General features: G+C 47.0%; 13 protein-coding genes. All 13 read right to left on the reverse strand.

The window, feature by feature from the left end:
• Nucleotides 1-60: 60 nt before the first annotated feature.
• Entirely contained in the window at nt 61-1068 is a 1008-nt protein-coding gene (gene hypE / locus AC04Q4_RS08695; protein ID WP_178774310.1) for a hydrogenase expression/formation protein HypE, read from the reverse strand.
• Between the two features lie 24 nt (nt 1069-1092).
• Nucleotides 1093-2136 carry a hydrogenase formation protein HypD gene (gene hypD, locus AC04Q4_RS08700; RefSeq protein WP_173755502.1) on the reverse strand — a complete coding sequence of 348 codons (1044 nt, stop codon included), beginning with the start codon at nt 2134-2136 and terminating at the stop codon, nt 1093-1095.
• The gene (locus AC04Q4_RS08705; RefSeq protein WP_173736865.1) at nt 2136-2345 is read right to left on the reverse strand and encodes a HypC/HybG/HupF family hydrogenase formation chaperone; all 210 of its coding nucleotides are present in this window, start codon (nt 2343-2345) and stop codon (nt 2136-2138) included. Before AC04Q4_RS08705 ends, hypD begins: the two co-directional genes overlap by 1 nt.
• A gap of 11 nt (nt 2346-2356) precedes the next feature.
• Entirely contained in the window at nt 2357-4741 is a 2385-nt protein-coding gene (gene hypF, locus AC04Q4_RS08710; RefSeq protein ID WP_476388853.1) for a carbamoyltransferase HypF, read from the reverse strand.
• A 22-nt stretch (nt 4742-4763) separates the two neighbouring features.
• Nucleotides 4764-5801, reverse strand: a complete 1038-nt coding sequence (locus tag AC04Q4_RS08715) for a nitrogenase component 1 (protein ID WP_476388854.1) — start codon at nt 5799-5801, stop codon at nt 4764-4766.
• Entirely contained in the window at nt 5798-7096 is a 1299-nt protein-coding gene (locus tag AC04Q4_RS08720; RefSeq protein ID WP_173736862.1) for a nitrogenase component 1, read from the reverse strand. Before AC04Q4_RS08720 ends, AC04Q4_RS08715 begins: the two co-directional genes overlap by 4 nt.
• Nucleotides 7093-7923, reverse strand: a complete 831-nt coding sequence (locus tag AC04Q4_RS08725) for a nucleotide-binding protein (protein ID WP_173736861.1) — start codon at nt 7921-7923, stop codon at nt 7093-7095. Before AC04Q4_RS08725 ends, AC04Q4_RS08720 begins: the two co-directional genes overlap by 4 nt.
• 471 nt (nt 7924-8394) lie before the next feature.
• Nucleotides 8395-8751 carry a heavy-metal-associated domain-containing protein gene (locus AC04Q4_RS08730; RefSeq protein WP_173736860.1) on the reverse strand — a complete coding sequence of 119 codons (357 nt, stop codon included), beginning with the start codon at nt 8749-8751 and terminating at the stop codon, nt 8395-8397.
• Nucleotides 8752-8769: 18 nt separating this feature from the next.
• Nucleotides 8770-8967, reverse strand: a complete 198-nt coding sequence (locus tag AC04Q4_RS08735) for a FeoB-associated Cys-rich membrane protein (RefSeq protein WP_173736859.1) — start codon at nt 8965-8967, stop codon at nt 8770-8772.
• 218 nt (nt 8968-9185) lie between these two features.
• Nucleotides 9186-11369: a ferrous iron transport protein B gene (feoB, locus tag AC04Q4_RS08740; RefSeq protein WP_173736858.1), complete on the reverse strand. Its 2184-nt coding sequence runs from the start codon at nt 11367-11369 to the stop codon at nt 9186-9188.
• A 56-nt stretch (nt 11370-11425) separates the two neighbouring features.
• Nucleotides 11426-11650, reverse strand: a complete 225-nt coding sequence (locus AC04Q4_RS08745) for a FeoA family protein (RefSeq protein WP_118062707.1) — start codon at nt 11648-11650, stop codon at nt 11426-11428.
• 246 nt (nt 11651-11896) lie between these two features.
• The gene (locus tag AC04Q4_RS08750; protein WP_118062708.1) at nt 11897-12109 is read right to left on the reverse strand and encodes a FeoA family protein; all 213 of its coding nucleotides are present in this window, start codon (nt 12107-12109) and stop codon (nt 11897-11899) included.
• 269 nt (nt 12110-12378) lie between these two features.
• The gene (locus AC04Q4_RS08755) at nt 12379-13383 is read right to left on the reverse strand and encodes a cytidylate kinase-like family protein (RefSeq protein WP_119238967.1); all 1005 of its coding nucleotides are present in this window, start codon (nt 13381-13383) and stop codon (nt 12379-12381) included.
• Nucleotides 13384-13385: the final 2 nt, after the last annotated feature.

Consider the following 13385-nt stretch of genomic DNA (forward strand, 5'->3'; position numbering starts at 1 on the left):
TTTTCTCTGTAAAAGGCGAATCTTTCTTCCTGACCGCCTTTCATATTCTAAACTTATCTGTCAGCAGATTCTCGGCAGCAGCTCGCCGCCGGGCTGGGGAAGCAGTGCCTGGGTTCCGATTTCTGTAGTCATGACAACCTTTCCCGGCTGATCATCTGTAACTTCACCGATTATGGCTGCATCTTTGGAGTACGGACATTTATGCAGTGCTTCCACGATCTTCTCTGCCTCTGATTTCGGAGCCATGATGACCATGCGGCCTTCACATGCAAGATAAAGAGGCTCCAGACCAAGCATTCCGCAAACACCTTTTACCCCAGGAGCTACCGGCACTGCTGCCGCATCCAGGCGGATTCCTACATTGCTCTGCCCTGCAATCTCATAGAGAACAGTTCCCACGCCGCCTCTTGTTGCATCACGGATCACATGGATATCATGTGTTGCATCCATCACTTCTTTTACAGTTCCCCAAAGTGGTGCACAGTCGCTTGTCACATCCGCATCAATTCCAAAATCTTCCCTGGCAAGAAGAATGGTACAACCGTGTCTTCCCACATCGCCGGTAACAATAATGGCATCTCCTGGTTTTGCAAGCTCACCGCCTACCTGGACTCCGTCCTGGATCTCTCCCATTCCGGTGGTAGTGATAAATACGCCGTCAACCTGTCCTTTTCCCGCAACTTTCGTGTCACCGGAAACAATCCGGACGCCTGCTTCTTTTGCTGTTTTTTCCATTGCGGACGCGATCTCCTCCAGTTTTTCCATTGGAAAACCTTCTTCGATCACGAATGCACAGGTGAGATACATTGGCTTCGCTCCCATACATGCAAGATCATTGACAGTTCCGCAGATAGAAAGTTTACCGATATTTCCCCCTGGAAAAAATGCCGGCGATACAATAAATCCGTCTGTTGACACAGCCATTTTTCCGGTCGGCGGAACAAGAACTGCCGCATCATCTGCAGTGAGATCCGGGTTTGCAAAATGTGCTTTAAATACTTCATCGATCAGTTCCGAGGTCTGGCGGCCTCCGGCACCGTGAGCCATGGTTACTGTTTTATTGTCCATAATTGTCATCTTCTTTCTATGATATTAATTTCCATACATAAAATACGCAGAACATGCTCCCTCATTTGACACCATACATGCTCCTACCGGATGCTGCGGGGTACAGACTTTTCCAAATACTTTACAATCGGATGGCTTACATTTTCCCTGGAGCACATCGCCGCAGCGGCAGGCCGGATTCGGTTTGCCCTGGATCGGCGGCACTGCATATTTTTTTCTCGCGTCAAAATTTTCCCATTCTTTTTTTAATACAAGTCCTGAGCCTGGGATCACGCCAAGCCCCCTCCATTCGGAATCGCAGGGTTCCATCAGCTCTTCCATCAGCTTCTGTGCCTCCGGACTTCCTTCTTCTTTCACCACACGGGGATAACAGTTCACAAAGAACGGCTTCCCCTCCTGAAAACGTACCAATGCAACAGCCAGTGCAGTTAACAGTTCTTTCGCAGTAAAACCTGCCACCACACCACTGACTCCGTCCTCTGCCAGCTGCTCACAGAGTTTTGTTCCTGTGATAGCATTCACATGTCCCGGATAAAGAAATACATCTGCACTTCCTTTTAACGCCTGGTATGCCTGAGGCATGGTTTTGTTTGCCACAAGAAGGGAATAATTGGAAATACCGTCTTCCTTCGCTTTTTTTACTGAAAGGCATCCTGCCGGTGTGGTGGTCTCAAAGCCCACGGAAAGAAATACCACCTGTTCCTCCGGGTGCTCTGCTGCATATTTTTCCGCATCAGCAGGGGAATAGACAATACGGATCTTTGCACCTTCTGCCCTGGCATCTGCAAGGCTCTTTTTTGTCCCCGGTACGCGGACAAGATCTCCAAATGTACAGATCGTTGCCTTTTTCTCCAGAGCAAGATATACAGCCTCATCAATAAATCCTACCGGAGTCACGCACACCGGACATCCTGGTCCGGAGATCAGTTCCACCTGGGGTGGAAGAAGCTTACGGATTCCCAGACGGAATATCTCATGTGTATGGGTTCCGCAGACTTCCATGATCCGCACAGGCGGCCCCTGATAACCTTCTATGATCTCTCGCGCTGTTTTTTTCTTTTCTTCCATTACAGCAGTTCCTCCATCAGCTGGTCTGTTTCATCTTCGTCATCATCTGTGATCTTTGCAATGGCCACACCAGCATGAACCATTACATAATCACCAGGCTCCAGATCTCCCAGAAGCTGCGCGGAGACTTCTCGCTTCGCGCCTCCTGCATCTACAACGGCAGTGCCGTCACTGATCTTTACTACTTTTGCTGATAATCCTACACACATATTTGTGCCTCCTATCGTATATTTCTGTTCAGATATGCCATCCCATACGCAGCCTGTCCCAGTGCGATTCCTCCATCATTTGACGGAATCAGGCTATGCTTCAGAACCTGGAAGCCTTTTTTCTGAAGGCCTTCGTCCACCAGTTCCAGAAGCAATCTGTTCTGGAAAACACCACCGCTCAATGCTGCTTTACGGATTCCTGTCTGCCGCTTTGCTTCCTCACAGGCTGCAATGATCTGCTCTGCCAGCTCTGCGTGGAATTCATACGCAAGTTTCCGCGGATCCTCTCCTGCAAGTCTGTTTTCTGTCAGATGGCGAACGATTTCACCAGTATTTAAAATAAATTTCCTCAGATCCTCCGGGGCATCCTCACTATTCTTTGCGAGATCTGCTAAATTGCCGGGGGCTGCCAGATTATCCGTTTCCGGATTCCTCTGCGGACTTTTTCTCCACTCTTCAGCCGCAAATTCCAATGCCATGGATGCCTCCCCCTCAAAGGTAGAAGCTTTCCGGATTCCCAGGATCGCGCTGACTCCGTCAAAAAGTCTTCCTGCACTGGTGGATGTCACTGCATTGATCTTTCGCTGCGCCATTGTCACCAGTACCCTACATTCCTGTTCTGTGCAAAGTCCGAGTTTTTGAACAGTGGATAAAGTTTCTGCCAGATTTCCTGTATTCTGCCAGATCAGGGAAACAGCAATCCTCCAGCCTTCTTTTGCTGAAACATCACCCCCAACCTGGATAAAAGGCCGTATGCTTCCAAGACGGGTAAATCCCTGATAATCTGCCAGCAGGATCTCTCCACCCCAGATGGTTCCGTCCGTTCCATATCCTGTTCCGTCAAAGGAAACACCTATCACTTTTTCCTCACAGTCATTCTCAGACATACAGGATAAAATGTGCGCGTAATGGTGCTGCACTTTCAGAACAGGAAGCCCTATTTCCTCTGCCACTACTGCAGAATTATATTTCGGATGAAGATCACAGACAACCACCTCAGGCTGAACTTCCAGAAGAGTTTCCAGCCTTCCCATCGTTTCTTTCAGAGCTTTTACAGTACGAATATCTTCCAGATCCCCCACATATGGGGATGGATAAAAGCGGTTGTCCACACCAATGCAGAAAGTATTCTTAAGCTCTCCACCTGCTGCGATCACCTGTCCGCTCCATGGTGTGGAAACCATAAACGGAAGCGGTGCATAGCCACGGGAGCGGCGGATCATATACGGCTTCCCCTTATAAAAATCCATCACCGAATCGTCTGCCCGGATGCGGATCTTCCTGTCATGAGAAAGAATGCCGTCACATAAGTGTGAAAGCTCTTCCACCGCTTCCTCATCATCCCGGCAGATCGGTGCACCGGATGTATTACCGCTTGTCATAACCAGAAGTTCCGGCATCTGGATTCCATCATCATAATGAAAAAGTAAAAGCTGAACCGGTGCATACGGAAGCATTACACCAACCTTCGGATTTCCGGGAGCGATACTCTCACAGAGTTCCGGATGTTTGTCATACCCTGTCCCATCCACTTTTCCTGTCTTATCCAGCAGCAGGATCGGTTTCTGATGCCCTGTAAGTATCTTCTCCTGTTCTTCACTGACTTCGCAGATGGCTTTCACTGTCTCAAGATCCTGTGCCATAACCGCAAATGGTTTCATTGGCCGGCGTTTCAGTTTTCGCAGTCTTTCTACTGCTTCCTGACTTGTGGCATCACAGCAGAGATGAAAACCGCCGATTCCTTTGATCGCTGCGATTCCGCCGGAAGCGATCACGCGCCTTGTCTCAGTAATTGCTTCCCGCCCCCGCTCTTTTTTTCCGATCAGATACACCTCCGGGCCGCAGTCGTTACAGCAGACAGGCTGTGCATCATAACGTCTGGTGTCCGGATCATTATACTCGTCTGCACAGGACGGACACATGGGAAATTCTTTCATGCTTGTCCGCTCCCTGTCATAAGGAAGGGAATCCAGGATCGTCAGCCTCGGCCCGCAGCAGGTACAGTTGATAAAAGGATGCAGATACCTCCGGTTCTTCGGATCGAACATCTCCTCTTTACACTCATCACAGATCGCAATATCCGGAGAGACAAAAATCTCGCCTTTCGTTTTCTCGCTTTCAATAATATCAAACTGTCCAAACTCCGGCGCGTCCTCCACAGGCTCCACAAGAAGCTTCAGGATTGCCGCACGCTTCGGCGGTTTCTCCTCGATATCCGAAATAAAACCATCTACGTCCCCCTCTTTTCCCTGGGCAAAAATCTCCACATAAGGTCCCTTGTTGGAAACGCTTCCCCGAATTCCCCTTGCCATGGCATGTCTGCTCACAGTAGGGCGAAATCCCACTCCCTGGACGATCCCGTAAACACGGATCATTTTTGTAATTTCACGCTCCATATATTTCTCCGTTCCCTGTTATTTACCGGCACTTCCCCGACACTGCGAAATGCACCGCATCCACAAATTCTCCGTCAAATCCCGGTGTCATACGCTTCATGCACGGATCTGCAAAAATCACATCAAATCCATTACTCTCTGCCAGTTCGATATAGTCTTCCTCATCTCTCAGAGATACATCCCCTTCCTCAAGAAGATCCTTTTCCATGGAAAACCAGCTGGCCACAGTAACTGCTGCCCCTTCGCCACGCTTCCTGATCTCCGCTCTTATAGAATCCGCGATCACCTGCTGATGCACTACAAGGACTTTTTTCCCTGCATAATCCATATCTGGCACCAGCTCGTCCGCAAGAGGATAACCAGCTTCATAAGGAGTTCCAAAGGTTTTTTTAAGGTACTTCGCACATTCCAAAGCTGCCTGAGAAACTACAATATTCTTCTCCACGGAAGAAGCTTTTTTTACCTCGTCCAGGCCATCACCCATTCCATAGCAAACTGCCGTCAGCCCCTGCGCACGGAATTTCTCTTGGATCTTATCTGATGCGCCAAGATCACTGACATCCTGAGGTGTCATTCCCAGAATCCCGATCCTTCCAGGCTCCACAGGCAGCTTTTCTTTTGCAAACCCCTTAAAAAGCTCCACATAAGCCTTCCGTTCGCCCACATCATAAAGCTCCATTCCGTCCGTATCTACAGTCAGAACAGGTAGTTCTGTCTTTTTCTCGCACATACGCTTCAATGCCTGATAATCCGTTCCGATCACTGCCGGCACCGGTGTTCCGATAATCGCTGCAAAACCTGCTTCTACTTTCTCTGCCGCGTCCACAAGCTTGTCCACCAGCCTGTCATCACGCCCCAGGATGGCATCCATATCCCGAAGTCCTGCACTGAACACCGCGCTTTTCCGTTCAAACCACCTTGGCTCATCAAAACCGCATACATTTCCTGTGCATCCTCCCGCATCACAGATCACGATGATCCCGCCAAGTTCATACAAAACTGACACTGCGCCCGACTGATCCGGTGCGAAAGGTGTCAGATATTTTCGAAGTCCTCTCATTCTTTTTCCCCCTTCACCGTTGCTGTCAGCGTCTCAAACAGCCTTCGCACGCCTGCGTAGCCGTATGGCTGACGATCCTGGTTCCACACTGCATTTGGCTGATCCTGATGATAATAGCCGGCATCCTTTCCTATTGTAATATTCACGCCACTTGAAACCGGATCGTAATACAGCATGGTAGGCTCCATATTGGAAAAAACTCTGGTGTTCGGGCTCAATTTTGCCAGATTCCGTATGTATACAAAATTCTCAGCAGTAATGGTTCCGTAAATCTCCGGCACTTTAAATCCATATCTCACCAGTGCAAGCCCCAGCTCAAACGGATCTCCGTTCATGCACTCCCCAACTGCAAAAACCGCATCCGGACAGTCTTCCCGGAACTGTTCCACTGCTTCCAGTGCTTCTGCCTTATACTTTTTCTGGTCAAAATCAACTCCAAGAACCTGCCCAAGTGCACGGTACTGATTCTCGATCTTATCCATCTGATAAAGTCTTCGAAGCTCAATAAACGGAATCTTCAGCCGGTCATGAAAATCCTCCGCTGCAAACCTGGCTTCCGGATGCAGCACCAGGTTAAAATTAGCCTGGGACATCGTCTGATACTCTTCGTAATCCCTGCATCTGGAAATCTCATGAACAGTCTTCACCCCGGCCTGATGCAAAAGCTCGTAAAGCTCACAGTCATCCACAAGCGGAGAAAAAAATCCAAGAAGATTGACCACATTTCCTTTTTTCTTCTGCGGTTCCAGAAGAGAATACAGAGACTGCCGCACATGGACCATCGGCGGCTTTCTGCCTTCACGGGTCAGCGCGTACATGTAGCATGGCCGCACCGGAATATCTACCTTCTCCTCTGCTTTTCGGCAGACACGCTCCATATCAGTTCCAAGAAGTGCATCCACGCAAGTGATGCAGATCATCACAACAGAAGGCTTTTTCTCACAACAGTCGCAGATCTCCTTTACTGCCTTTGGGATTTTCTTCAGATGACGGCCAGTAACAATATCCGTCTCATCCATCATCAGGTAAAAAAATCTGTCATTGTATTCCGGCATGGAACTGATAAGCGATGTATTTCTGCCACAGCATCCTGGTGCCACAATGAGCATAATAGAGTCCGGCACTGCAAGCCCTGCACGCTTCACGCCGAATCCTTCTGCACCTGGCGAATTAAATGCCAAAGTTGCCGGAGAACTGTAGATCAGATGTTTCCCGGAGATCATCTGAGACGGAATCGCTTCCAGTCCGCCCCGGGCCAGGTCTTCCACTGTTGCAAAATATGCTTCCTTTTTCATACGCCCTCCTTTTTATCTGAATCTGTTTCTGAAACAGCAATGACTTTCTCTACTGCATTTTCTTCTGCAGCTTCACCATCACTTTCTAGCAGCTTTCGCGCCAGCGCAAAAAATTTCTCACTGATCTCAGAACTCCCATCTCCCTCAATCACGGTCTTTCCCTGATCCTCCCAGCGGATGATCTCGTCGCTTCTTGGAATCTCACCGACAATAGGAATATTACTTTTCTCTGCAAAAGCCTGCACTTTCTCAGTCTCATTTTCCACATTCCTGTGGTTCAGCACGATTCCGAAGATTCTTGCATAGCTGCGGTCCTCAAAATTCCTCACAGCACTGGAAATGTTATTGGCCGCATAAAGTGCCATCTTCTCGCCCGATGTAACGATCAGGACTTTTTCTGCATATCCCTCCCGGATCGGTGCTGCAAAACCGCCACACACCACGTCACCAAGCACATCATAAAGTACAACATCCGGCTTCCAGGTCTCAAAAAGCTTCAGATCTTCCAGTAGCTGAAAAGTTGCGATAATTCCTCTTCCTGCACATCCAAGCCCAGGTGTCGGCCCACCCGTCTCAATACAGAGAACACCGCCAAAGCCCTCTTTTGAAATATCTTCCAGTCTCTCCGGCTCCTCATCTTCTTCCCTCATGTAATTCATCACCGGCCGCAGTGGTTCCCCGCCCAGCAGATTGATAGTAGAATCTGCCTTTGGATCACACCCTATCTGTATCACTCTTTTTCCCATGGCTGCAAAAGCTGCCGCCAGGTTGGAAGTCACTGTGGACTTTCCGATGCCGCCTTTTCCGTATATTGCTATCTTCAGCATATAATCCTCCCTTACAGAATACTTCCGCTCCCACAAATTTTTTCATAAAAAAAGCTCTTCCACGCACAAGGTGAAAGAGTCCCGTATTCCACTCACAAAGCATAGCCAAACGGATAAAATCATCCGCATTTGCTATGCAGCTCTGCGCCGAATAGCTGCATAGCAGTTGATTCGGTTAAACTGTGCCAGATGAACAACGATTACCGCTCGGATATTCCTTGCCGTCAAAGTATGTTTCCTGCTGTATTCTGTTTTCATCACACATCATCCGGATAGAAAGAATTTTTTTCATTCCGTCTGAATTTTTCTGTTTTTATTATACAATATCGTTTATTAGTGAGTCAATTGTAACTCTGACTTTTCATACAAAAAAGACCTCTTGCCGAAATATTTTTAAGCATTTCGACGAGAGGTTCTTTCTCTGATCTGCCAGATAAGAAACTCCGGCAAACTTATATTTCCTGTATATCTTTACTGAATAGAAACTACGTGATATCCCCGATCCTCAACGACCTTTTTCAGCTCCTCGTTGGAGATCTCTCTGTCGTAGGAAACCACTGCCTCACCCTTTTTTAGGCTTACTTTTGCTGCCGCACCGTCAATACGGTTGATAGCTCTTGTGACGCTGGCCACACAGTTTTCACAGTGCATTCCTGTGATCTTCATGGTTTTCTCACCAAGCTTGGTTCCATCCAGTTTCTTCTTCGGGATTTCCGGCTTGCTGCCGCCTCCGCAGCAGGTACCTTCGCCCTTCAGATGTTTATATGCACCCTTTCCGGCAAACAACATAATAATAACAACAATGATAATGACAATTGCATTTGCCATGATCTTTCTACCTCCTGGTTACTTCTTCATTGTGCTGCATCCGGAGCAGCCGGAACAATGGCCGGAGCAGCCGCCGCCACAGCCGCCTGTACGTGTATTACCTGCACAGCCGACACAGCTGAGCCCCTGTTTCTTTCTTGAATAGAGATAACTGATCACAAATACGCCATATGCGATCACCAGTGCCAGTACAATAATATCCGCTATCATACTCATATCTGTCACCCTTTCTTTTGCTGTGCAGCCTATGAGCCGCTGCCAGCTTCTGATGAATCCTTTTATAAAAAATTTCATGTTTCTTCAGGTTCATTATAACACAGAAAGCCAGGTATTTATATACCCGGCCTCCTATGTTCTTATCATTCATCTGTTTTCACAGTATCATTTCAAAGCTATCATATGTACCGGATCTTTGCTGTATGACCGGTTATCAATTACTCTGTTGCCTGAACTGATCTTCTTGTAACATCGTTCTGGTTCTTGTACGGATCTGGTCTGAACAGAAGGAAGAGAATGATTGCTACAAAGATCAGAGCTACGATCGTTCCGATTCCAAAGGAACCGGCGCCTGTAACAACCAGGCCGATCTGATATACGCAAAGTGTTACAACATAAGCAAAAATGTTCTGGAAGAGAATTGCAAACCAGAACCATTTTCTGGACTGCATCTCATGTGCCATTGTGGAAATAGCTGCAAGGCACGGAGAATCAAGCAGGTTGAACAGCAGGAAAGAAAATGCTGCTACTGCTGTCGGGAACCATGCTTTGATCGCTGCACCAACAATCATGGTATCTTCTGCATCATCACCAGCTACGTTTGCAAGAACACCCATTGTACTGACGATGGACTCTTTTGCGGAGAATCCGGAGATGGATGCTGCAACCGGCTGCCATTTGCCAAATCCAAGAGGAGCAAAGATCGGAGCAAGGATACCGCCAAGGATAGCCATGATACTGTCGTTGCTGTCCTCAACAAATCCGATTCCGCTTCCTGTATTTCCGATACTGGAAAGGATCCACATGATAACTGTTGCAAGGAAAAGAATTGTACCGGCTTTGATGATGAAGCCTTTCAGTCTCTCCCAAACGTGAAGCAGAACTGTCTTTACAGACGGAATATGGTACTGCGGAAGCTCCATTACAAACGGAGCAGGTTTACCGGAGAACGGTTTTGTTTTCTTCAGGATGATAGCAGATACAAGAACTGCTACAACACCGATGAAGTACATCAGTGGTGTGATGAAACCAGCAGCTACATAGTCACCGGTTGCATAAGCTGTCATGATACCACCCATAAGAGCGATAACAGGAAGTTTTGCACCGCAGGGAATAAATGTTGCTGTCATAATTGTCAGACGACGGTCATTATCAGCCTCGATCGTTTTGGAAGCCATGATTCCAGGGATTCCACAGCCGGAAGAGATAAGGAGCGGAATAAAGCTCTTTCCGGAAAGTCCGAAATGACGGAATACACGGTCCATGACGAATGCGATACGAACCATGTAACCGCAGTCCTCAAGGATGGAAAGGAACAGGAACAGAATCGCCATCTGCGGAACGAATCCAAGCACTGCACCAAGACCACCGATGATACCATCAGATACAAGGCTTACCAGCCAGTCAGCAACGCCAGCATTACCAAGCCCATCCGATACGATACCCTGAATACTTCCAACAAAGCTGTCGTTTGTCCAGTCTGTTACCATAGTACCAACTGTTGTTACAGATACATAATAAACGATGAACATGGTAAGGATAAAGATCGGAAGACCAAGAACACGGTTTGTTACGATACGGTCGATCTTATCGGAAACTGTCATCTTATTTCCGCTTCTCTTAACGTTTGCGGAAACAACCTTCTGGATATACTGATATCTTCCGTCAGTTACGATACTCTCTGTATCATCATCCTCTGCTTTCTCAAGATTGGAAGCGATCTCTTCGATCCTAGACTGTGCAGAAGCCGGAAGGCTCAGTCCTTCTTTTACCTTGCTGTCTCTCTCAAGAAGCTTAACTGCATACCATCTTCTGTTCTCCTGTGAAATCGTCTCAGGAACGAATCCCTCGATCTCGTTTACAGCTTTCTCAACTGCTTTCGGGAACTCCATCTGTTTGGATGGTACTCTGTGCTGGTTAGCACATTTGATCGCCTCATCAACAACCTCCTTAAGGCCTGTTCCCTTAAGAGCAGATGTCTCAACGATCGGGCATCCAAGCGCGGAGCTTAAGCCTTTTACATTGATGTTGATGTTGTTCTTCTTAAGAAGATCCACCATGTTAAGTGCGATAACAACCGGGATACCAATCTCAAGAAGCTGTGTGGCAAGGTACAGGTTTCTCTCGATGTTTGTTGCATCAACAAGATCGATGATCACATCCGGTTTTTCTTTCAGAAGGTAATCACGGCTGACAACCTCCTCAAGTGTATACGGGGAAAGTGAATAGATACCCGGAAGGTCTGTTACTGTTACATCCTTCTGGTTTTTCAGTTTGCCTTCTTTTTTTTCTACAGTAACGCCTGGCCAGTTACCAACGTACTGGTTAGCACCTGTAAGAGCATTGAACATTGTAGTCTTACCACAGTTCGGGTTTCCGGCAAGAGCTATTGTTACAGACATTTTGCATCCTCCTTTTTGTTCAGATCAGAGCCTGCCGCTCTGTCATTTTTCGAAGTTTATTTCTGCTTTACTTCCACACATGCTGCGTCATGCTTACGCAGGGAAAGCTCATAACCTCTGATGGTGATCTCAACCGGATCTCCAAGAGGAGCTACCTTGCGGATATAAACCTCGCTGCCTTTTGTGATTCCCATGTCCATGATACGGCGCTTGTAAGCCGGGTCACCGGTGATTTTGGACACAACTACTGTAGAACCTACTGCTGCATCACGTAAAGTCATTTCTCTTTTCCTCCCTGTTTATATTCCAAATCCATTACTGATCCTCGGCTGCATCAGCCTCCAAAGATCCTGAAAGCTGCCCATCTTGCGGAGCAGTCACAGTAAAACAGGCCTCTCAGGTCTGTCTGCTGTTCATTTGTCATTGAACGTACTCTGCTGTTTACAGATCCGTTCGTAATCTATCCTCAACTGTATTCCTGTACAGTCTTGGGCAAATTCATTACCGGATTACGAGATACAGTGCGATTACACCATAATGTGTCTCGCCATTTCCTTATTGACTGCCACTCTGGAATCCTTGATGTTCACGATCAGGTTACCGTCAAACTGGGAAACGACTGTTACTTCTGCATTCTCCACGAATCCAAGTCCTGCAAGAAATCTTCTTGTATCCTCTGCTCCGGAAATACGTTTGATCGTGCCGGTATCACCTGACTGTAAAAATAAAATCGGCTGCATAGAAGTCCCTCCGTTTCTTCCTATTAATTAACTTCATCTAATTAGTTAATTCTAACTCAAAGGTTAGTTTATACTAAGTTTTTTTAAATGTCAATCCCTAAAATGAAAAAAGTTAATCAAAATTAATTTTTTATAAAAAATATATAAAAAGCTCCTGCAAAAATGTCTCTGCCTTACGGACAGGTGACATTTTGCAGGAGCTCTGTTAGCATTATTTTCAATTCTTTTACGACATGCCTTTGAAAAATCCAGCCGGACGCTGTCTGATTTTAATGTATCTGATCATCCAGAAGTTTCAGGATCAGGTTCTCTGTTTCATTGATTCCATAACTTGCACTGTTGATACACAAGTCATAATTATCCGGTTTTCCCCAGTGCGCACCGCCATAGAAATTGTAGTATTTTCTGTGCTGGTTATCCATCTTCTTTAAGAATCGCGTTGCCTGTTTTATATCCATCTTTCTCACATCCATGACATGCTGCACACGGATGGCAAAAGGTGCTGTGATAAACAGACTGATGTGCGGAATGTGATTATTTTTCAGGATTGCATCTGCGCATCGTCCCATAATGATGCAGTCCTCTCTGGAAGCCAGATCACAGATCAGATCACTCATATTGAAAAATACTGCATCCTGTTTCGGAAGGCCATGATATCTGTTAAATTCCCGGAGCCATCCCTTAGGATCAAACCTGTGCTTCTTCTCATATTTATTGAAGTCCGCAAAATATTCCGCATCATTGACTGCGCCTTTTTCTGCTTCAAGCCTTCTTAAAACCTGGTCAAAGATCTCAACATCATAGTAATTGACGCGAAGCTTATCTGCCAGTCCGAATCCGATATCATTACCTGCACTTCCCTGTGTACGGCTGATGCAGATAACAAGATGGTCATTCTCGGAGATCTTCTCTCTCCGCTTGATCATATGGTTCAGCGCCACACGTTCCTTATCCATGATATCCGTAGCAACAAAAGTTTCCGGAAGTGTAAGGATCTCCTGAAAGATCTCGTCATACTTCTTCATCAGACGGCTTTTTTCCTCTTTATCCTTGATGGTTCTGGCCATGTTGCTGATCAGCGCCATCTCGCTTCGAAGAAGATGTCCATCCGGTTTCGTGTACATCAGGGCACTTAAATTCCGGATGGTACTCTCTCTGTCACCGGTAAAGGTACGTCCAAGGGAAGATCCTACGCTTTCATAAACCTCGCCGTCCAGCTCGTAAAGCCTGGTGGCAAGCTCTCTGCATTTCTCTCGAATGTTGTTTTCCTGCATAT

The sequence above is a fragment of the Blautia sp. HA8986 genome (assembly GCF_056504635.1).